We start from the raw sequence: 20,335 nt of genomic DNA on the forward strand, positions 1-20,335 counted from the left end.
ACCAGAAGGTTGATACAATGAGCACTCGCGTACGCCGTCCGCTATTCCGCTCTATTGCGGCCAAGATCCTCGCCATTCAATTGGCGTCCAGCATCGCCATCGCCGGCATTGTCGGCGGCGTCGGCTATTTTGGCATGAGCAGCATGGCTGACTCCATGACCTCCATCTACGACGACCGCGTCGTTCCCCTGGAGCAGCTCAAGCAGATCTCGGACGCCTATGCCATCAAGGTGGTCGATACGGCGTACAAGCTCAAAGATGGCTCGATCGACTGGAGCCAGGCAGCGCTGAACGTCCAGAGTGCCACAGAATCAATCGACGAACACTGGAACGAGTTTCTGGGCACGCACCTCACCGCGCGCGAAACCGAAATCGTGGAATCGGTGAAAGCCACCATGGTCGGCGCCGACGCGGCGGTCGAGGACCTCAATGCCATCCTCCGGACACGCAACGCCACCGCCCTGGACCAGTTCATCGCCACCGCCATGTTCCCGGCGATCGACCCCACAACCGAGGCGCTGTCCGAACTTACGCACTACCAGCTCGAAGCGGCTCAGCAATTGCGCAGCGAGGGTGCCGCGCTGTTCAACACCCTCAACTGGCTGATCATCGGCACCAGCATTCTGGTCACCGCCATCGCCATCGGCGTGGTGGTGCTGGTGACCAATGGCATCAAGCGCAACCTGGCCTCGGCCATCAACCTCGCCAATTCCGTGGCGCTGGGAGACGTCAACGCCACCGCAACCGTGACATCGGCCGATGAGGTCAAGGACCTCGTTGATGCACTCAACGCCATGACCGCCAATCTGCGCGCCACCGCCACCATTGCCGACCAGATCGCCGATGGCGATCTGACCGTGCATGTCGAGCCGCTATCGGACAAGGACATGCTGGGCATCGCGCTTCAGCGCATGGTGGTCAAGCTCAGCGAAGTGGTTGGCGATGCCATTGCCGCAGCCCGCAACGTCGCCGGCGGCTCCCAGGAAATGTCGGCCACCGCCGAACAGCTGAGCCAGGGCGCCACCGAACAAGCCTCCTCTACCGAAGAAGCCTCCGCCTCGATGGAAGAGATGGCCGCCACCATCAAGCAGTCGGCCGACAATGCTTCGCAGACCGAAAAGATCGCCCGCCAGTCTGCTGCCGACGCGATTGCCTCCGGCGAGGCCGTCAACAACGCCGTCGAAGCCATGCAGACCATCGCCGAAAAGATCATGGTGGTGCAGGAAATCGCCCGCCAGACCGACCTGCTCGCCCTCAACGCTGCGGTGGAAGCCGCCCGGGCCGGCGAACATGGCCGCGGCTTTGCCGTTGTGGCTTCCGAAGTGCGCAAGCTGGCCGAACGCAGCCAGGCTGCCGCCGCCGAGATTTCGACCCTTTCGGGCACCACGGTCAAGGCCGCCCAGTCGGCCGGGGAAATGCTCGGCAAGCTGGTACCCGACATCCAGCGCACCGCCGAACTGGTGGAAGAAATCTCCGCCGGCTCCCGGGAACAGAATGCCGGTGCCGCCCAGATCAACACGGCCATTCAGCAGCTCGACAAGGTGACCCAGCAGAATACCTCGGCGGCAGAACAGATGTCGGCTACCTCCGAGGAACTCGCCAGCCAGGCCGAACAGCTCCAGGCCGCCATCAGCTACTTCCGCATCAACGGCGACAAGGCCCGCCAGCCCACAGCCCCGGCAGCCCCTGCCCCAGACCTCCGGGAGGCCGTTTTGGCCAAGGCACCACACATGAAGAAAAGCAAGCCCGCCCGCGCTCGTACCGCCAAGGAAAATAGTGGTGGTGGCGGCGGTTTCGACATCGCCCTGGACGAGGGGCCGGATGAACTGGACGCCGACTTCACGCGCCGCGGAGCGGCATAGGAACACGCTATGGCTGAGCTGAACCAATATGTCACTTTGGGTGTCGCCGACGAACTGTTCGCGGCGCCCGTCACCAAGGTGCAGGAAATCCTGGACATGCGGCCCATCGCCCGCCTGCCCAGGGCACCCGGCAATCTTCTGGGCATGATCGATGTGCGGGGCGAAGGGGTGCCGGTGCTCGACCTGCGCCAGACCCTCGGGATCGAGCCGGCGCCTGACACCGAGAACACGCGCATCGTGGTGCTTTCGGTCTCCGGGCCGGATGGCCTCCTGACCGTGGGCCTGAGGGCCGATCGGGTCTTTGAGGTCACGGTGCTCGATAGCGAGACCCTTGATCCGCCGCCCAGCGTCAGCGCGAGCTGGAGCGGTCACTGCATCCAGGGCATCGGGCGCCGCAATGGCCGCTTCGTTACCGTACTCGATCTCGACCGGCTGCTGGCCGACGCAGCCCATCTGGGCCACGCCGCCTGATACCGCACCCGGCCGGAATTGCCCGGCCAGTGTCCATGCCTGGGAGTTTCCCCTTTGTCTGCCTTTGCGACCACCGCCTCGACCGACGATCATGACGACCACCTGGATATGCGCGATTTCCAGCGCATCGCCACGCTGATCGGCAAGGAAGTCGGCATCCGTCTGCCGCCCGCCAAACGGCTGATGGTGGAAGGCCGGCTCCGCCGGCGGCTAAGGCACCTGCAGCTGGAAACCTTTGCCGACTACGGCGACTACCTGTTCCGCAAGGACGGACTCGAACGGGAACTGCCCTTCCTGATCAACGCCGTGACCACCAACAAGACCGACTTTTTCCGCGAGCCCGAGCATTTCGAATGCATGGAGAAGGTGCTGGTGCCGCAATTGTTGTCCCAGCGCGGCGAGCGCGCGCCAATTCTCAAGGTTTGGAGCGCGGCCAGCTCCACCGGCGCCGAGGCCTACACCATTGCCATGGTGCTGGCCGACATGATTGCGGCGAAGCGCAATTTCCGCTTCGCCGTATTGGGCACAGACATTTCCACCGATGTGTTGGAAACCGGCCGCCGGGCGGTCTACCCCGCAGAGCTCGTCGCCCCGGTGCCGCCGGGCATGCAGTCGCGCTATCTCATGCATGCGCGCCGGCCCTCTGCCCGTCCCGAAGTGCGCATCGTGCCCGAATTGCGCCGTACGGTCCGCTTCGAGCGGCTGAACCTGATGGACCCCGCCTATCCCTTTGATCGGGATGTCGACATCATCTTCCTGCGCAATGTGCTCATCTATTTCGACAAACAGGACCAGGCCGCCGTCATCACCCGGCTGGTCGGCCACTTGCGTCCCGGCGGTTATCTTCTTCTTGGGCATTCTGAGTCCATGATCGGCACGTCGATCACCATGCGTCAGATCGCACCTGCCGTATTTCAGAAGGTCTGAGGCCTGACCATGCGTTCGAAAATCCGCGTCCTGATCGTCGATGACAGCGCGTCGGTCCGCACCACCCTGTCCGATATCATTTCGGCCGACCCCGAGCTGGAGGTCATGGCGACTGCCGCCGATCCCTATGTCGCCGTGGAGCGCATTCGCCAGGAAGTGCCCGATGTCATCTTTCTCGACATCGAGCTGCCGCGCATGGATGGCATCACCTTTCTCAAGAAGATCATGGCGCAGCGCCCCATCCCGGTGGTGATCTGTTCAAGTCTGGCCCAGGACGGGTCCGACGCCTTCATGCAGGCGCTTGAGGCTGGCGCCGTCGATGTGGTCGCCAAGCCCAGGGTCGACACGGCCCAGTTCCTGCAGGAATCGCGCATGCGCATCTGCGACGCTGCCAAGGCCGCCGCCCATGCCAAGATGGGGGGCATTGCCAAGGCTTCGCCGGCCCTGCGGGTTCCCGCGCCGGACGTCAAGGTCGAGGCCAAGCTGACCGCCGACGCGGTTATTCCACCAATCTCCGAAGCGCGCCGTCAAACCCTCATCGCTCGCCTGCCCGCTACAGATCCGATCGTGGCGATCGGCGCCTCCACGGGGGGGACTGAGGCCCTGCGTGAAGTGCTCGAGGCGCTGCCGGCGGGCTGCCCGCCCATTCTGATCGTCCAGCACATGCCGGAGAAATTCACCACCGCCTTCGCCCGCAGGTTGGACATGAGCTGCGCTGTTGAAGTCAAGGAGGCCCAGGATGGCGACTTGGTGCAGCGCGGCAAGGTGCTGATCGCCCCCGGCAATCTGCACATGCTGCTGGTCCGCAATGGGCCACGCTACACTGTCAGGATTGAAGAAGGGCCGCATGTCTCGCGCCACCGGCCCTCGGTCGATGTGCTGTTCCGTTCCACCGCCCAGGCCGCAGGCCGAAACGCCATGGGCATCCTGTTGACCGGCATGGGTGACGATGGCGCGCGTGGTCTGCTCGAAATGCGCCAGATGGGCAGCCCGACCATCGCCCAGGACGAAGCCAGCTGCGTCGTGTTCGGCATGCCGAAAGAGGCGATCCAGCGCGGTGCGGCCGGCAAGATACTGCCTCTGTCCAAAGTCGCCGCTGAAATCCTCGCACATGGCGCTGCAACCGGAGCAAGCAAGTGACCCGTTCCGCCGATACCAAGGCCATCCGCCGGCTCGCCGATGACCTGGCGGGTCCCCGTCAGAATATCGAGACGGCCTTCGTCTCCGTCGGCGCGCGCCTGACCGAAGGGGCCGCCCTGCTCAATACGCTGGGCAAGCTGTTTGAGGCCTTGCCCGAGGCGCTAGGCGGCCCGCAGGCCGCAGAGGCCAGCGCGCATTTGAACGCTGTGGCCAAGCGGGCCCAGGCGCTGGCGGACACCTTCGCGCAGGAAAAGGCCGATCTGGCCAGGCTGGTGGACGTGGTGGGCGCCGCCAATGCGCCAATCGCCGACCTTAAGCGGGCCGTCAAAATGATGGGGATCGTTTCGGTCAATGCGCGGGTTACCGCCGCGGGCATTGTCGGGGACAGCGACGATTTCGACGTCTTCACCACCGATATTGCGACCCTCTCCGACTCGGCCAGCCGGACCATCCAGGACTTTGCCCAGGTCTACCGCCAGCTCACCACGGAAGTGGATCGCGCGGCCAGCCAGCGGGCCCGCTTCGAAGGCGCCCATGCCAACACCTTGACCCATCTGGGGCACAGTCTCGCCGATACCCTGTCCGCCCTGGACCAGCAGCGCGCCGCCGCCCTGGAGAGCAGTGCCGAAACCGGCCGAGTGTCCCGCCAGATCGTCGGCCGCATCGGCAGCGCTGTGATGTCGCTTCAGGTCGGGGATGCGACCCGCCAGCGCATCGAACATGTCGAACAGGCCCTGGCGACGCTTGCCGATCTGCTCGATGGTCAGGAAGCCTTTGGGCAGACGTTGCCCGCTGACCTGTACGGCTCGGCCACCGCAGCCCTTGCCGACCTGCAGCAGCGGCAGATCGCCAACACGGCAGAAAGCTTCTCTCATGATGTGGAGCAGGCCGAAGCGGACCTTTCCGCCCTGGCCTCGGATGCCGGCAGCATCATGGCGCGCGCCCGCGATTTCCAGGGCGGGGAGGCCGGCAAGAGCTCTGCCATCACCAGCCTCAGCACCCAATTGCGGGCCGCCGTCACCATTCTGGCCGATTTCGAGACCGAGCGCGCCAAGCTTGAGGCGGTGGCGGGGGCCGTGAAGGAAACGGTCGGCAGGCTGCTCCAGCATGTCGAAGCCGTACAGGAGATCGAGGCCAATATGCGCCTGGTCAGCCTCAATGCCGCCGTGCGCTGCGCCCAGCTTGGACCACGCGGGGCCTCATTGACAGTGATTGCCACGCAATTGCGCGAGCTGACCACAGAGACCGTTATCGCCGCCGAAGCCGCCATGGCGCGGCTCGATGAATCCTCGGCCCTTGCCGGATCATTCGGCAGGGCCTCGGATCAGGGCGCCGGGCAGATCGGGGAATTGGAGGTCCAGGCCAATCTGGCCCTCGATATTCTGGCCAAGCTGGACGACAGCCTGGGCGCCGCGCTCAAGCGTCTCAACACCGACGGCCCCAAGGTTATCGGCTTGCTCAAGGACGCCGCCCGGGGTCTTGCCGGCCAGTCGGCCATGGCCGAAACGCTGGCCGACATCGCTATCGTCGTGGCCGCCCTCAGCGCCGATCCGCAGCCGGAACCCTTGCCCCAGGAACTGAGCCTGATCCTCGCCAGTCTGCGCAAGGCCTACACCATGGAGGCCGAGCGGCAGATCCACGATAGACTGTTTCCCGCTGCCGCAAGCGTCCCCAGCGCTGTCGAACAGGAAGAGGCAGAGGACGACCTTGCCGCCTTCATGCTCTGAGCGGATCGTTGCCAATGGGTCCTAGATTTCGATCATCGCCTTGACGACCCGGCTCCTGTCCTTGGCCCATAGCGGCAGGTCGGTGACGGCCGCTGCCATGGTGGTGCGGTGGGTGATCCAGTCTTCGGCTCTCACATGCCCCGCCTTGATGGCGGCAATGACCTGTTCGAAATCGGCATCGATGGCATTGCGGCTGCCCAGCAAGGTCATCTCCTTGCGATGGAAATCGGCATCGACAAAGGTGATGTCACCCTTGACCACGCTCACCAGGCAATAGCGCCCACCATGGGCCACGAAGCGGAATCCCGCCTCGATGGACGCCCGGCTTCCCGTAGCGTCGAACACCGCGTCGAAGCCCTCACTCGTCTCCGCATCGAGAGCACCAATCTCGGAGGCGAGCATCATGCGGCATTCCGGAATGAGCTTCTGTGCCATGTCGAGCCGTGCCTGATCCCGATCGGTCAGCGTCACCGCCGCCCCGGTCAGGGCTGCAAATCGGGCAACACCCAGGCCGATGGGTCCGGCCCCGACCACCAGCACAGTGTCCTCCTGGCCGACCCCGGAACGACGAACGGCATGGGCCCCGATGGCGAGGAATTCCACCATGGCGCATTCGTCGGCCGACAGACCTTGCGAGGGCACGAGATTGCGCGCAGGCATCACCAGTTCCTTGGCCATGCCGCCATCCCGGTGTACGCCCAGCACCCCGATGCGCGTGCAGCAATTGGGCTTGCCCTTGCGGCAGGCAACACAACTGCCGCAGGCCACATAGGGATTGACCACATAGGTCTCGCCAATCGCGATGCCGCTGTCTGCAGGCGCCTTCAGAACCTTGACAGCCAGTTCGTGCCCCATCACCCGGGGATAGCTGAGGAAGGGCTGATTGCCTTCGAAGATGTGGTAGTCGGTCCCGCAAATACCTGAGCGGAGCGGCGCAACCAGTACGTCATCGGGCCCGGGCGTGAGCCGGGCACGTTCCTCAATGGCGATATGGCCAGGCTCTGTGACGACCAGGGCTGAAACGGTATTCATGGGGTTCACTTTCATCGCGGCGGGCGAACTAACATGTTACCGATACTTCTTCATGGGCCTCGACTGCAAGTGTTTGACTCCCCTGCCCCCAATGAACAGTGACGGTCTGGGCGCGCGAAGAGCGCAATTTGACCTGCACGGGCCGGCCATTGCGCCAGGTGAAATCGAGTTCCAACCCGCCCCGAACCCGCACGCCCGCAAGCGCGCCTTGCGGCCAGGCGGAAGGCAGAGCCGGCAGCAAAGTGACCTCGCTGGGCCGCGACTGCACCAACATTTCCAGAATGCCTGCCGCGCCGCCGAAATTGCCATCGATCTGGAATGGCGGATGCGCGTCGAACAGGTTGGGATAGCTGCGCTTGGGGTGCAGAAGCAGGGCCAGCACATCATGGGCATGATCGCCGTCCCTGAGCCGTGCCCACAGATTGATGCGCCAGCCGATGCCCCATCCGGTCGCATCATCGCCACGGATTTCCAGCGATTTGCGTGCCGCTGCCATCAGGTCCGGGGTATCGGTACCGATCTGCAGGCTGGGATAGAGCCCGTAGAGGTGGGAGACATGCCGGTGATGGATCTCCGGGACATCCATGTCCCAGTCTTCCATCCACTCTTGTAGCTGCCCTGCCCTGCCGATCCGGTCCGGCAACAATCGTGCCCGCGCCGCCTTCGCCTCGGATGTCAGCATTCCCTCCACCCCCAACCGGGTGCAAACCCCGGCATAGGCGTCGAACAGATCACGCAGGATCTGGTTGTCCATGGTCGGCCCGGCACAGAGTGCTGCGCCATGCGGATGAATATTCTCCGGGGAAATGGACGGTACCGTGACCAGATGGTCGCTATCGGGCAGTGGCTGGAGGATGTCGAGAATGAACTGCACCGATCCTTCGATCAGCGGCAGGAGGCGGCGCAGCAGCGGCTCGGGATAGCCGGCATAGGCCGCGTGATCGAACAATTGCGCGCATAGCCAGGCACCGCCGGTCGGCCACAGGCCCCATTCGGCGCCATCGACCGGCCCGGAGGCGCGCCAGAGATCGGTATTGTGGTGCAGCACCCAACCACGTGCGCCATAATGCGCCTTGGCCATCTCGGCACCGGTGACACTTAGATCTTCCACAAGCGAGATCAGGGGCTCGAAGCATTCGGCCAGATTGGCTGGGTCGGGCAGCCAATAGTTCATCTCGAGATTGATGTTGGAGGTATATTTGCTGCCCCAGGGCGGCCGTGTTTCCCGGTTCCAGATGCCCTGCAGGTTCGCCGGCTGCCCGCCCGGTCGGCTGGACGACAGCATCAAATAGCGGCCATATTGCAAGTATAGCGCCGCCAGCGCCGGGTCCCCGCCATCTGCGAAACGGGCAATACGCTCATTGGTCGGCAAGTCGTCCCGCCCCTCGCCCAGATCGATCCCAAGGCGGCCGAACTGGCGCTGGTGCCGGGCGACGTGATCCGCCCTGAGCTGAGCGTAGTCCTTGCCAGCGATGGCGTCCCGCCGCGCCGCCAATAGCGCCTCGGGGTCCCCCGACACATCATCGAAGCGGCGGAAGGATGTGGCGGCATCAACGATCAGCGTTGCAGCCGCCGCACCCTCAACAACAAGCCGCCGCCCGCGCCGCTTTGCGACACCACCTTCGACACGCAGTTCCACACCGATTCCGAGTGTCAGCCGTCCCTCAATGCCGTTGAGACCGGAATTGGTGCCGAAATAATGCAGTCTGGCGGCATCGCCCTCCCGCCAATTGCCCGGCTGCGGACTATCGAGCCAGACCTCAAAGGTCAGCGCCTCGTGTCGATTGGCGCTGAGCCGGGTAACCAGCACATCGTCCGCGGCGGACGCAAAGCTTTCCCGTTGTACAATGGCAGCGTTCTCGCCCAGACCCCAGCCGAGCAGGCTATAGCTCGTGGTTGCCACGGCCTCGGCCAGGTTCAGGCTGCGCCTGTATGTGCCGGGCGTTGCCTCGTGCCGGAACTCGATGAACAGATTACCTGCCGGCTGATAGGTCATCTGCGTCAAGGGGACGGCCATCGCCGTCTGGTCGGCCAGCGCCTGCGCCTCGGCATAGCGGCCGGCCAGGATCAGTTCCCGCACCTTGGGCAGGTTGGGCAGTGCCTGGCGATTGATGGGCTGATAGGGCCCGCCGCTCCATAGCGTGGCCTCGTTGAACTGTATTTCCTCCCGGCCGACGCCTCCAAAGACCATTGCCCCCAACCGGCCATTACCCACCGGCAAGGCCTCGGTCCATTCCGTCGCAGCACTGCGGTACCACAATTCAAGATTCTTCATTCAATTGGACTTTCAGGATGGTCAGCTTGTTGCAAAATGCTCAGGTCCTGGGATTTCCAGCAGAACCCCTCAACGTGATATTGGCGTCGATGCGCAAGGTTCGCCTTCCGGCCGGCAATCCCATTTCCAGGCGATCGAGCAGGGTCGAGGCGATGGTATCGGCAAGCTGCTCAAGGGGCTGGCCTGCGGCGGTGATGCCGGCGGGGTGGATTGTCCAGGCCGGCACATCGTCGAAACTGACCAGCGACAGATCGCCCGGCACGTCGAGCTTCTGCTCGCGCAACCAGCGCAAGGCCCCCATGGTCATGTTGTAATTGGCGCTGAACACCGCCGTTGGCGGCTCGGGCAGGGCCAAAAGGTCGCGCATGGCGGCATAGCCTCCCGCTTCCGTCCAGTAGCCGGCACGGACATACTCTTCCCGCCGCGGCAGGCGCTGCACCTCAAGCGCATCCTGATAGCCCATGAGGCGTTCCCTGCCGGCGGAATCCTCGTCACGACCGGCAATGGTGGCAACGCGGCTATGCCCCAGTTCCGCCAGATAGGAGACCAGCCGCTCACTGGACCCACGATTATTGGTGAAGACACGGTCTGCCGAGAGGCCGGGAATGTCATTGTCGTAGAGCACCACAGACAGGCCATCGGCGACGTGGCGCTCCAGTATCGGAGCGGCGACGGCAAGCCCATCCATGACCACGGCTTCCACCCTGTGGCCAGCGAAGAACTCGAGGCCCTCCGCAATGGTGCGCTCTTCCTGGTCATGGCAGAAACACATCACGGCCAATCCCCGCGGACGCAGCCGCCGGCCGAGTTGGTCGAGCAGTCCGGCATGGAACTCGGTCAGAGCCGGCACCATCATGCCCACCACCTGCGCGCTCTGGCGCTTCATCGACACCGCCACCAGGTTGCGCCGATAGCCGAGCTCGCTGATAGCCTGTTCGATAGCCAGCCGGTTCGCAGTGCGGATGGACAGGCCATTGAGATAGCGCGACACGGTCCCGATGGCGACGCCCGCTGCCTCGGCAACATCGGTGATCGTGGGCTGTCGCTTGTTCGTCTCGCTCATGTCCCCAACCTCGCCTGCACCATCAGCCGGCTAGTCCGTCTCGAAAACGATCGCTGCATGGATATGCAGTCTGTCGAGGGTGACGCCATAGAGACCCTCTCCCCGCTCGTTCACCTCCAGCGCCGCGCCGGACAGGGCATCGTAGGCGCGCGACGGCCGAGAGGGGAGAACCACTTCTGTCGTGACCGGTCCGATCGCCGGGATGTCCTCGATCATCTCCATGACCCGGCTCCCCTCGCCATGCGGCACATGTTTGCCGCGGACCTGGGGTGGACCATAAAGCAGGTGCAGGATGTAGCGCCCCTTTTCGGCCTGATGGGTCAGGCTGGCGCGCCCGGACGAAGGCAGGTCCGTGGTCAGCACCGGCCTTGGGAGCAACCGGTTGAGCAGCCCCCGCACAAGGTGCCGATAGAGCGGCTGACCCATGCGGTGGTAGGTCGAGAAAATGGGAAAGGCGATATAGCCCACCTTTCCCTTGAGCGTTACCGCGGGTCCCAGGGTCTCTGCATCGGGGTTGTCGGGCGCGTGCTGATGCGAGCAGAAATGCGCATAGCTCCGGTTGAAATAGGGCGGCACAATCTCGGCCAGCACCTCCGCCCCGTCGACCCGGAGCTTCAGGCCGCGCCCATAGACGACGAACGGCGTCCTGGTCAGGCCTGCATCAAAATTCGGCCCGGCAAGGACATAGGTGGGCTCGTATTCGACTTCATTCTCGATGCGGATACCGGCAGGCACGGACATTTCCCCGTCCTCTCCCCTGCCGGAATTACCTGAGAGCAACAGGCCGCCGCCGCTGTTGAGGAACGCCTGCAGGCGCGCCGCCAGCGCAGCATCGACTGGTATGTCATCCGGCAGGATGATCACCTGATAGCGCGAGAAATCCGCGCCGCCGTCGATGACATCAAACGGCAGGTGCATTTCCAGCAGCATCTGTGCTGCCCCGTCATCGGCGGCCACATTGTGATCACCCTGGGCATTGAAATATTCAGACGACAGGATGGCGATCTGCGAGACCTGTTTTGCGCCCACCAGATAGGGCTCCAGCCTGGCAATGCGGGCATAGGCGGGGGCAATTGACGCATAGGTATCGGGATTGATCGCGCCATTGGGGTGCAACTGGTCGCCCACCAGGCATTTGGAGCCCAGCGCCGCCATCTGCGCCGCCTCGTACGCCAGCGCATGCGGATGCTTGAATCCGCCAAATTCTCCCCAGGAGGTGTGGAACTTGCCGGTGTGGGCAACATAGTCGAGCCCGAGCGTCGCCGCATAACGTGCAGACACGGGGAAGTGGTCATATCCCCAGCCGCCGGTCGGCAGGCTTTCCAGTTCGAGGTGGCTATAGGGCGCAAAACGCTCGCGGCCCTGTTTGTGGATATGCCCGCAATTATAGAATATCCGCAGCCCCGGAAACTCGGCATGGAGCGCGGCGCTCATCTCGTTGCGGAACGTCGCATTCACCCGCTCGTCATTGCGCAGCCGGTCCGCGGGCCGCTCCGGATCGAGGCCCGCTCCGGCCATGGACTCAAGACAGGCCTGGCAGACGCAATCGGTGGCCAGAACGATATCGAAGAACAGACCCGGCGGATCATAAGCCCGCACCACTTCGCGCGCCTGCTCGAGCAATTGTGCCCGATAATCCGCATGGTTGAGGCAGAGGGTATGCCAGCCAGCCTTGAGCTGGGACGGATCGAGACGGCTCGGGGTCGCCGCCCGGACGCGCCATTCCGGATGCAGACGCGCATTGCGCTCATCCCACTGCACGGAGATGTAGATGGGACATTCGATATCGGCAGCCGTGAGGGCCTTGACCATGTCGCCAAGCAGATCGGGCCTGACAAGGTTCGGATGCGGCGCGCCCACATTGGTCGGGTAGTAGGACCAGCCATGGTGGCACTTGGCAAAGAGCGTCACGCTGTCCACATGGGCCGCCTTGAAGGTCGACACGAACACATCCGGATCGAAGGCGGAGCCGATGCCCGGAATGTGTTCTGACGTATGAAAGTCCAGGTGTATCTGCCGAAAGCGAAGCGGCCTGTAGCTGGTGGTCATGCATTTCCTCCCTGGCAGACTAGGCACCCAAATCCGCTTTAGCGTCGATACCCTGTCGCCGCTCCCCTGCGGTCTTGTGCGGGCACTCGCAGCACCCATCAACTAAGTTGAAACGTTATCAACTTTGTTGCATTTGGCAAGCGATCGTGACGCCAGCCGAGGAGGCGGCGGTCAGAAAAAGCAGCGCCCGCGGCTGGCGCGGGCGCTTTGGCAAGGCAATCGCCGATCGGGCGCGACGAGGTGCGTCGCCGCTAGAGCCGTAGCCCGGACTGGTCGAAGGCGAGCAGGGCACCCGGCTCGATACCGACCGTGATCGGCGCGCCATCGGCGATACGCGAATGCCCCTTTTGCTGGATGGTCACCTTAGTCTCACCATCCTTGCCCACGGCATAGACGAAGGACACCCCGCCCAATTGCTCGACCACTTGTGCGGTGGCCGTCAGGGTCGGACCGCCAAGGGCAGCATCGGCGAAATGCTCGGGGCGAACACCGACGCTGATTTCATCGCCCACCGCTCCGGTCTGGCTACGCCGCCGCACGACCAGGCCCGGGGCATCGAACGCCTTGAGTGTCACACTCATCTCCGCCCCGTTGATGGCGGTGATTGTGCCATCGAGGAAGTTCATTCGGGGCGAACCGATGAAGCCGGCAACGAAGACATTGTCGGGGTCGTCATAGAGCTCGATGGGGCTCCCCTGCTGCTCGATCCGACCAGCGCGCAGCACCACGATGCGGTCGGCCAGCGTCATCGCCTCGACCTGATCATGGGTCACATAGACCATGGTCGCGCCGAGCTGCTGGTGCAGCTTGGCAATCTCGATCCGCATCTGCACGCGCAATTCGGCATCCAGATTGCTCAGCGGTTCGTCGAAAAGGAAAGCCTTGGGCTGGCGCACAATGGCCCGGCCAATGGCCACGCGCTGCCTTTGCCCACCCGAGAGTTGCCGCGGCTTGCGTTCCAGCAAGTCGGTCAGTTCCAGGATGCGGGCGGCCTCGGCCACGCGTTCGGCGACCAATTGCCTGTCCATGCCGCCCATGCGCAGGCCGAAACCCAGATTCTGCTCCACGCTCATATGCGGATAGAGCGCATAGGACTGGAACACCATCGCCACGCCCCGCTCGGAGGGGTCATAGTCGGTCACATCCTCGCCGCCGATCAGCACCTGCCCCGAACTGGGTTCTTCCAGGCCGGAAATGGTGCGCAGCAAGGTGGACTTGCCGCAGCCCGAGGGGCCCACGAACACCACGAATTCGCCATTGCCGATGTCCAGGTCGATATCGTGGATCACCTTGACGGTGCCGAAGCTCTTGTTGATGCCCCGAAGTTGCAATTCTGCCATCGTCTCCTCCTTGCCGATGGTTGATGTCAGGTCAGCGGGCAGCCCAGAGGGCGCCGCGTTCGAAAATCGTGCGCATCTGCGGCACCTGGAACTCGTCCACCACATGGCCGAGCGTGGAGTGGAATACCCGCCCCTTGCCGAAGCGACGCTTCCACACCACCGGCATCACCACGCCGTCGATCTCGTCGAAATACTCCCCCGAGAACGTGGTGGTCGCCAGCACTTCGATGGTGGGATCGAAATGCATGTAATATTGCTCGGAATGATAGGGAAAATCCCCAATCCCCTGGACGATTAGATCGTCCGGCTTTGAGATATTGACGGTGAAGTCGAGGATATTGCCCGGATGGGCAACCCACTGCCCGCCAATCATGAACTGGTAGTCCGGTTCATTGCGGAAACTGTCGCTCATCAATCCATGAAAGCCCGCCAGTCCCGTGCCGGCGCGCACCGTGGCCAATAGGTTGGTCAGCTCCTCCCGCTCGATGCGCGACATGGTGATGGCCGGCACAATCAGGTCGTAGCGGCCCAGATTATCGTCCGCGAAAGCCTCGGTGGTCGGCTCGATGTCCACCGCGAAATCGTGCTCCTCCAGCATGGAGCCAACCAGGCGCGCGCTTTGCTCGGGCGTATGGCCGTCCCAGCCACCCCACACGATCAGGGCTCGTTTGTTCATGTCTGTTCCTCCTGGTATGCCGATGTCCATGGGGCGCTATAGATGTCGCGCAGCATCAAGGCGGCGGCGCCGCGCGCCCAGAGCTGATCGTCCAGTGTGTGGAAGACCAGTTCGGTCGATGCAAAATGAGCCCTGAAGCTGTTGGCAGCAGCAGCCTCCCGCACTGCTGGCTCCACCAGCTCGCGATAGCGGTGCGAATCCAGCGCAATGATGATTTTCGCGGGGTTGATCAGATTGATGACATGGGAAATGCCGATGCCCAGCTTCTCGCCATGCGCTGCAATGATATCGCGGACACCCGGCATGCCCGCATCGCTGGCTTCGGCCAGCGCTGAAAGCATATGGGTGCGGGCCAGGGGCGTCTCGACGAAATCCTTGCCCAGCACGGCACAGGCACGCTGCCTCAGGGCCGCCTCGCCGGCATGCGCGTTCAGGCAATCGCGTTGCCCGCATTCGCAGGGCACCCCCTCGCTCCCGACCTTGAGATGCCCGAAGGTCGGCCCCAGAGTACTCGCGCCCCGGTGGAGATCGGACCCCAGCCAGAGACCGAGGCTGGCCGTGCGATCGAGAACAATCAGCGCAAAATTGGTCTCGCGCTGGGCATCGCCAAACCAGGCTTCCGCCAGCGCCAGCAGATTGGCGGGCTTTTCCAGCTTCACTGGCAGGCCAGTCCGCTCGCCCAGCAGCGCGCCCAGGGGGACCTCGCGCTCTCCAAAGACCGAGCTGGCATAGCTGCGCCCGGAGCGCGGATCGACCAGGCCCGGCACGCCGATCCCCACGCCGCGTATCCGCTTGCGGTCGACTCCCGCCTTGTTGACGCAGTCGTCCATGGCGTCTTCGATCAGGTCGGCGATCACCTCTGCCGGCTGCCGGGCCAGCCTTATGGGCAACTGCACCGAGGCCACCAGTTCGCCGCGGAAGTCGACCAGCGCGACCGTCGTCATGATTTCCGATATCTTGATGCCCAGCACATAGGCAGCATCCGGCACCAGTCCCAGCAGCACACGCGGACGGCCCCGATGCCCCTCGCCATTGACCTGCGAATGGGTGGCCTGGATCAACCCCTCTTCGATCAGCGCCCCGGTAATGGCCGACACGGTCGTTCCGCTCAGCATAGTCCGCTCAGAGATCTCGACGCGCGAAATCTGCCCATGACACCGGATGGTTTCCAGCACATGAAACTTGTTGATTTCGCGCATGAGCAGCGGATCGGCGATCTTGACGACCAATGGGGTACTCCCAATGAGAATTTCAGCTTGCCTGATTTAGTTCGGCATCTGTATCCAAATCAACCGCCCAAAATTCGAGCGCATGACGCCACCGAGCCAATTTTTGGCACTTTTCTTGGTAATGCCAGTCATTTACACCGCCTCGCACAATCTTCTCACCGGCCAATCACCATTTTGAGGTACGTCACTCTTGCGTCTTTAATAAGGGATGCGTAGAAAGTAGCAAGTGGCGAGTTCAGTGGGGACTGGATTGCCGCAGCGGTCTGGGAGGAATTCCGGAATTGGTCCGGAGGCCGCATTTCACAGGAGGAATTCATGAAGCATCTTGCGCTTGCCGCAATGCTGGGACTGGCGGCAATTGCGCCCGCACAGGCCCAGACGGTCGTCCGGCACCTGCACATCACATCGATCCCCGCGGAAGTGGAATTGATGAACAGCATCGCCGCCGATTTCATGGCGCAGAACCCTGATATCGTTGTTGAACTGCCCTTCCTCGAAAACGAGGCTTTCAAGGCCAAGCTGACGACCCTGCTGCAGTCGGCAGACGCCCCGGACGTGTTCCATTCATGGGGTGGTGGCGTATTCTATGAACAGGCCGCGGCCGGCGTGCTCCGTCCGATCGAGGACGTGCTGTCCGACGAAGCCAAGGCCAATGTCGGCACCGCCGGTATTTCTGCCTTCACCGCGCCCGACGGCCACCTCTATGGCGTGGCCCGCGACGTCAGCGAAGTCGTGCTCTGGTACAACAAGACCCTGTTCGAACAGGCCGGCGTCGATCCGGCCAGCATGGAAACCTGGGATGGCTTCCTGGCTGGTGTCCAGACCTTCAAGGATGCCGGCATTACCCCCATTGCCATTGGCGCCAAGGACAAGTGGCCGGCCCATTTCTGGTGGTCCAAGCTGGTCGTTCGGTTGGCCGGACAGGACGGTTTCGCTGCCGCAGCTCGCGGTGAAGGCGACGGTTTTGCCGGCGAAGATTTCGTCAAGGCTGGCGAATACTTCCTCGAACTGGCCGCGCTTGATCCCTGGCAGGAAGGCTTCCTAGCTGCCGGCTATGGCGACGCGTCGGGCTATTTCGGTGACGGCAACGCGGCCATGCACCTGATGGGTGACTGGGACTACGGCGCCATGAAGGACAATTCGGCTGACAAGAATGGCATTCCCGATGAGGAACTGGGCATCCTGCCCTTCCCGACTATCGAAGGCGGCAAGGGCGACCCGACCGATACTCTCGGCGGCCTGGGCGGTGTGCTCTTCTCCCGCAATGCCTCGGACGCGGCTGTCAAGTGGATTGAGTTCTTCAACAATCAGGAGAACCAGGCCAAATACGCCGCCGATGCCTACTACATCCCGATTGCCAAGGGCGCCGCTGACGTCATGACCAACCCCTTCAAGGTGCAGATCGGTCAGAACATCAGCAATGCTCACTGGCACGCCCTGTTCTTCGATCAGGCTCTGGGCCCCAATGTCGGTGGCGTCGTCAACGACATCTCCGCCGAGCTGGCCGCCAACGCCATGAGCGCTGAGGAAGCCGCTGAGCTGATCAAGGAAGCGGTCGACGACTCCCTATAAGTCCACCGACCCGTCCGGCGGGCATCGTGCCCGCCGGATACCCTTTTGAATTGTCTTGCCGGCCGCAGCGCATCGAGCTGCAGCCATGAGGGGGAAGTATCCATGAGCAGTGTTGCAAGCGGAACCGGCATGGAGGTGGTCGCGGCCACCCGTCCACGCCGCTATGTGGATCGCAAGAGCCTGATACCGCTCCTGTTGTTCCTGCCACCCTCGCTTATTCTGTTCACGCTGTTCGTCGTCCTGCCGATGATCGATGCGGCGACCTTCTCCTTCTTCGACTGGAACGGCTACGGCCCCATCACCGACTTTGTCGGCTTCGAAAACTATGCCGACGTCATCACCCACCGCAATTTCGGCACTGCCGTCCGCAACAGCCTGATCGTGGTGGCCGTTTCGCTGCTGATCCAGCTGCCCCTGGCCATGTGGTGCGCCATCGCACTGGCCGAGCGGGGTGCGCATATCAATCTGATCCGCGTCCTGTTCTTCCTGCCCTATATGCTGGCGGAAGTGGCTGCCGGGCTGATCTGGAAATTCGTCTATGACGGCAATTACGGCCTGCTGCCGGCGATCGGCGGCGCCATTGGCGTCGACATGCCCTTTGTGCTGGGCGACAAGCTCTGGGTAATCCCCGCCATCATGCTGGTCATCACCTGGAAATATTTCGGCTTCCACATGATGATCTTCATTGCTGGCCTGCAGTCGATCCCCAATGAGGTGATCGAGGCCGCCCGGCTCGATGGCGTCAAGAAATGGCAGATCGTCCGCCACATCAAGATCCCGATGATCCGCTCGGCCATCGTCATCTCGGTGTTCTTCGCCATCACCGGGGCACTGCAGCTGTTCGACCTGATCATTCCGCTGAGCAATGGCGGCCCATCCCACTCCAGCCATACCATCGTGACCTTCCTTTACCAGTTCGGCATTCTGCGCATGAAACTGGGCTTTGGCGGCGCGGTCAGTGTGCTGCTGTTCATCGCCTGCGTGATCGTGGCGCTGGCCTATCGTCGCATCCTGTTCAGGGTGGAGCAGAACTGATGACTACCGCATCCAAGAAACGCCGCCCCATCATTTCGTCGGCCCAGTGGATCAGCCTTCTGGTGGTGGCCGCCTTCGTCATCGTGCCGTTCTACACCACCGCCCTTGGCGGCTTTAAGGAAATCGGCGAGCTGCGGGTTAATCCCTTCGGCCTGCCGGCCAGCTGGGACCCGGTGCGGTTCACCGAAATCCTGGGCGGCCCACGTTACTTCTCGTCGCTGTGGAACTCATTCCTCATCGCCGGAGGAACGGTGATCCTCTCGACACTTGTGGCGTCCATGACCGCCTTCGCGCTGGCCCACATCAAGTTTTTCGGTAGCCGTTTCATTCTCGGCTATCTCATGCTCGGCCTGCTCTTCCCGGCCGCCACCGGCATCCTGCCGCTCTTTATCAAGATGCGGGACCTTGGCATGCTCGACAGCCACTGGGGCATCATCACCGTGCAGGTGGCGTTCAGCGTGTCCTTCTCGGTCCTCTTGTTCCATAATTTCTTCAAGGAACTTCCCAAGGAACTGATCGACGCCGCGCGCATGGACAATTGCGGCTATATCCGCATCTATTGGTACATCACCCTCCCACTGTGCCTCCCGATCATCGCGACCGTGGGCGTGTTCAATTTCGTGGGCAGCTGGAACAGCTTCCTCTTGCCGCTGATCGTGCTCAACTCGGAGGCCAAATATACCTGGCCGCTCGGCATCATGCAGTTCCAGGGCCAGTACGGTTCGGATTGGCCGCGTATCCTGGCCTTTCTGACCCTGTCGATCATGCCGGCCATCGCCTTCTTTCTCCTGGCCCAGCGCTACGTGATCTCGGGCCTCACCGGCGGCGCGGTAAAGGGTTGAGGCGTACCGGGCGATGACCACGCCGATCAGAAGCGCGCGCCATCCTCGCAGAACAGGTGCGCGCTCTCTGCCTTGAAGCCGAGCGTGATGGTCTCCCCGGTCTCAATCCGGTCCTGCCCGGGCAGGGCGGCGGTGATTTCGGTGTTGCCGGGGAGCATTACCCGCACAATCGTCTCATTTCCCAGCCGCTCGATCAGGCGCACCTGCCCCTTGAGCGGGCCATCCGGCGCCAAGGCCAGGTCGTGCGGACGGATTCCCAGCGTTAGCTTGGCCTCGGCAGACAAATCATGCTGCAACGCCGGCAAGGGCAACGGCGCCGCCAGGGCCGGTGACACAACGGTTCCGCCCGCTTGCGAGGTCACAGAAATGAGGTTCATCTTGGGCGACCCGATGAACCCGGCCACGAACAGGTTTGCCGGCTTGTTGTAGAGCTCCAGCGGCGAGCCGACCTGCTGCACCACGCCACCATCGAGCACGACGATCTTGTCCGCCAGGGTCATGGCTTCCACCTGATCGTGGGTGACATAGATCATGGTGGCATCCAGGTCGCTGTGCAGCCGCGCCAGCTCCATGCGCATGTCACCCCGCAGGGCGGCATCGAGATTGCTGAGCGGCTCGTCGAACAGGAAGACATCCGGCTCCCGCACGATGGCCCGGCCGATGGCCACGCGCTGGCGCTGGCCGCCGGAAAGCTGGCCCGGCTTGCGATCCAGCAGATGCTCCATCTGCAGCACCTTGGCCGCCGCCCTGATTTTGGCGTCGCGAATTTCCTTCCGCGTCCCGGCCAGTTTGAGGCCGAAGCCGACATTGTCGTAGACGCTCATATGCGGATAAAGCGCATAGGACTGGAACACCATGGCGACGCCCCGGTCGCGCGGCTCGACTTCGTTGACGACGCGGTCGCCGATGCGGATTTCGCCGTCTGTGATGTCCTCGAGCCCGGCGATCATGCGCAGCAATGTTGATTTGCCGCAGCCCGAAGGGCCGACAAAGACCACGAACTGGCCATGCTCGATATCGAGGTCGACGCCCTTGATGACGGGCACGTCGCCATAGGCCTTGTGAACGGAACGAAGCGTGAGGCCAGCCATGAGA

General features: G+C 63.0%; 16 protein-coding genes. 8 read left to right on the forward strand and 8 right to left on the reverse strand.

From position 1 onward, the window contains the following. Positions 1-17: 17 nt before the first annotated feature. The 5 genes from QZ564_RS09565 to QZ564_RS09585 all read left to right on the forward strand — a co-directional run bounded on the left by QZ564_RS09565 (position 18) and on the right by QZ564_RS09585 (position 6,127). The gene (locus tag QZ564_RS09565; protein WP_297108448.1) at positions 18-1,862 is read left to right on the forward strand and encodes a methyl-accepting chemotaxis protein; all 1,845 of its coding nucleotides are present in this window, start codon (positions 18-20) and stop codon (positions 1,860-1,862) included. A gap of 9 nt (positions 1,863-1,871) precedes the next feature. Further along, entirely contained in the window at positions 1,872-2,333 is a 462-nt protein-coding gene (locus QZ564_RS09570) for a chemotaxis protein CheW (protein ID WP_297108451.1), read from the forward strand. A gap of 108 nt (positions 2,334-2,441) precedes the next feature. Continuing rightward, a complete protein-coding gene (locus QZ564_RS09575; RefSeq protein ID WP_297108553.1) occupies positions 2,442-3,260 on the forward strand; it encodes a CheR family methyltransferase in 819 nt (272 codons plus the stop codon). A gap of 9 nt (positions 3,261-3,269) precedes the next feature. Then, positions 3,270-4,400 (forward strand): chemotaxis response regulator protein-glutamate methylesterase, encoded by a 1,131-nt coding sequence (locus QZ564_RS09580; RefSeq protein WP_297108454.1) that lies wholly within the window; start codon positions 3,270-3,272, stop codon positions 4,398-4,400. Continuing rightward, positions 4,397-6,127: a hypothetical protein gene (locus tag QZ564_RS09585; protein WP_297108457.1), complete on the forward strand. Its 1,731-nt coding sequence runs from the start codon at positions 4,397-4,399 to the stop codon at positions 6,125-6,127. The genes QZ564_RS09580 and QZ564_RS09585 overlap by 4 nt, the downstream gene beginning before the upstream one ends. A 21-nt stretch (positions 6,128-6,148) precedes the next feature. Here the strand turns inward: QZ564_RS09585 and QZ564_RS09590 are convergent, their stop codons facing one another. The 7 genes from QZ564_RS09590 to QZ564_RS09620 all read right to left on the reverse strand — a co-directional run bounded on the left by QZ564_RS09590 (position 6,149) and on the right by QZ564_RS09620 (position 15,791). After that, on the reverse strand, positions 6,149-7,159 hold the full coding sequence (locus QZ564_RS09590) for a zinc-binding alcohol dehydrogenase family protein (protein ID WP_297108460.1): 1,011 nt from the start codon (positions 7,157-7,159) through the stop codon (positions 6,149-6,151). A 28-nt stretch (positions 7,160-7,187) separates the two neighbouring features. Further along, positions 7,188-9,434, reverse strand: a complete 2,247-nt coding sequence (locus QZ564_RS09595; RefSeq protein ID WP_297108463.1) for a glycoside hydrolase family 95 protein — start codon at positions 9,432-9,434, stop codon at positions 7,188-7,190. A gap of 40 nt (positions 9,435-9,474) precedes the next feature. After that, positions 9,475-10,497 (reverse strand): LacI family DNA-binding transcriptional regulator, encoded by a 1,023-nt coding sequence (locus QZ564_RS09600; protein ID WP_297108467.1) that lies wholly within the window; start codon positions 10,495-10,497, stop codon positions 9,475-9,477. Between the two features lie 30 nt (positions 10,498-10,527). Next, on the reverse strand, positions 10,528-12,546 hold the full coding sequence (locus QZ564_RS09605; protein WP_297108470.1) for an alpha-amylase family protein: 2,019 nt from the start codon (positions 12,544-12,546) through the stop codon (positions 10,528-10,530). Between the two features lie 251 nt (positions 12,547-12,797). After that, complete coding sequence (ugpC, locus tag QZ564_RS09610; RefSeq protein WP_297108474.1) at positions 12,798-13,886, reverse strand: sn-glycerol-3-phosphate ABC transporter ATP-binding protein UgpC; 1,089 nt, start codon at positions 13,884-13,886, stop codon at positions 12,798-12,800. Positions 13,887-13,917: 31 nt separating this feature from the next. Continuing rightward, positions 13,918-14,562, reverse strand: a complete 645-nt coding sequence (locus tag QZ564_RS09615) for a ThuA domain-containing protein (RefSeq protein WP_297108477.1) — start codon at positions 14,560-14,562, stop codon at positions 13,918-13,920. Continuing rightward, the gene (locus QZ564_RS09620; RefSeq protein ID WP_297108480.1) at positions 14,559-15,791 is read right to left on the reverse strand and encodes an ROK family transcriptional regulator; all 1,233 of its coding nucleotides are present in this window, start codon (positions 15,789-15,791) and stop codon (positions 14,559-14,561) included. Before QZ564_RS09620 ends, QZ564_RS09615 begins: the two co-directional genes overlap by 4 nt. Before the next feature lie 315 nt (positions 15,792-16,106). Between QZ564_RS09620 and QZ564_RS09625 the strand changes: the two genes are divergently transcribed. The 3 genes from QZ564_RS09625 to QZ564_RS09635 all read left to right on the forward strand — a co-directional run bounded on the left by QZ564_RS09625 (position 16,107) and on the right by QZ564_RS09635 (position 19,240). Next, positions 16,107-17,363: an extracellular solute-binding protein gene (locus QZ564_RS09625; protein WP_297108483.1), complete on the forward strand. Its 1,257-nt coding sequence runs from the start codon at positions 16,107-16,109 to the stop codon at positions 17,361-17,363. Positions 17,364-17,465: 102 nt separating this feature from the next. Beyond that, positions 17,466-18,398: a sugar ABC transporter permease gene (locus QZ564_RS09630; protein ID WP_297108486.1), complete on the forward strand. Its 933-nt coding sequence runs from the start codon at positions 17,466-17,468 to the stop codon at positions 18,396-18,398. Then, positions 18,398-19,240 (forward strand): carbohydrate ABC transporter permease, encoded by an 843-nt coding sequence (locus QZ564_RS09635; protein ID WP_297108489.1) that lies wholly within the window; start codon positions 18,398-18,400, stop codon positions 19,238-19,240. Before QZ564_RS09630 ends, QZ564_RS09635 begins: the two co-directional genes overlap by 1 nt. A gap of 26 nt (positions 19,241-19,266) precedes the next feature. Here QZ564_RS09635 and ugpC (QZ564_RS09640) read toward each other — a convergent pair whose 3' ends face one another. Continuing rightward, positions 19,267-20,331 (reverse strand): sn-glycerol-3-phosphate ABC transporter ATP-binding protein UgpC, encoded by a 1,065-nt coding sequence (gene ugpC / locus QZ564_RS09640; protein WP_297108490.1) that lies wholly within the window; start codon positions 20,329-20,331, stop codon positions 19,267-19,269. Positions 20,332-20,335 lie beyond the last annotated feature (4 nt).

It is taken from the genome of uncultured Devosia sp. (genome assembly GCF_913055165.1).
Taxonomy (GTDB): domain Bacteria; phylum Pseudomonadota; class Alphaproteobacteria; order Rhizobiales; family Devosiaceae; genus Devosia.

Coding starts and splice junctions, on each gene's coding strand:
- QZ564_RS09565 (WP_297108448.1), top strand. CDS start 18: ATGAGCACTCGCGTACGCCGTCCGCTATTCCGCTCTATTGCGGCCAAG.
- QZ564_RS09570 (WP_297108451.1), top strand. CDS start 1,872: ATGGCTGAGCTGAACCAATATGTCACTTTGGGTGTCGCCGACGAACTG.
- QZ564_RS09575 (WP_297108553.1), top strand. CDS start 2,442: ATGCGCGATTTCCAGCGCATCGCCACGCTGATCGGCAAGGAAGTCGGC.
- QZ564_RS09580 (WP_297108454.1), top strand. CDS start 3,270: ATGCGTTCGAAAATCCGCGTCCTGATCGTCGATGACAGCGCGTCGGTC.
- QZ564_RS09590 (WP_297108460.1), bottom strand. CDS start 7,159: ATGAATACCGTTTCAGCCCTGGTCGTCACAGAGCCTGGCCATATCGCC.
- QZ564_RS09595 (WP_297108463.1), bottom strand. CDS start 9,434: ATGAAGAATCTTGAATTGTGGTACCGCAGTGCTGCGACGGAATGGACC.
- QZ564_RS09600 (WP_297108467.1), bottom strand. CDS start 10,497: ATGAGCGAGACGAACAAGCGACAGCCCACGATCACCGATGTTGCCGAG.
- QZ564_RS09605 (WP_297108470.1), bottom strand. CDS start 12,546: ATGACCACCAGCTACAGGCCGCTTCGCTTTCGGCAGATACACCTGGAC.
- ugpC (WP_297108474.1), bottom strand. CDS start 13,886: ATGGCAGAATTGCAACTTCGGGGCATCAACAAGAGCTTCGGCACCGTC.
- QZ564_RS09615 (WP_297108477.1), bottom strand. CDS start 14,562: ATGAACAAACGAGCCCTGATCGTGTGGGGTGGCTGGGACGGCCATACG.
- QZ564_RS09625 (WP_297108483.1), top strand. CDS start 16,107: ATGAAGCATCTTGCGCTTGCCGCAATGCTGGGACTGGCGGCAATTGCG.
- QZ564_RS09630 (WP_297108486.1), top strand. CDS start 17,466: ATGAGCAGTGTTGCAAGCGGAACCGGCATGGAGGTGGTCGCGGCCACC.
- QZ564_RS09635 (WP_297108489.1), top strand. CDS start 18,398: ATGACTACCGCATCCAAGAAACGCCGCCCCATCATTTCGTCGGCCCAG.
- ugpC (WP_297108490.1), bottom strand. CDS start 20,331: ATGGCTGGCCTCACGCTTCGTTCCGTTCACAAGGCCTATGGCGACGTG.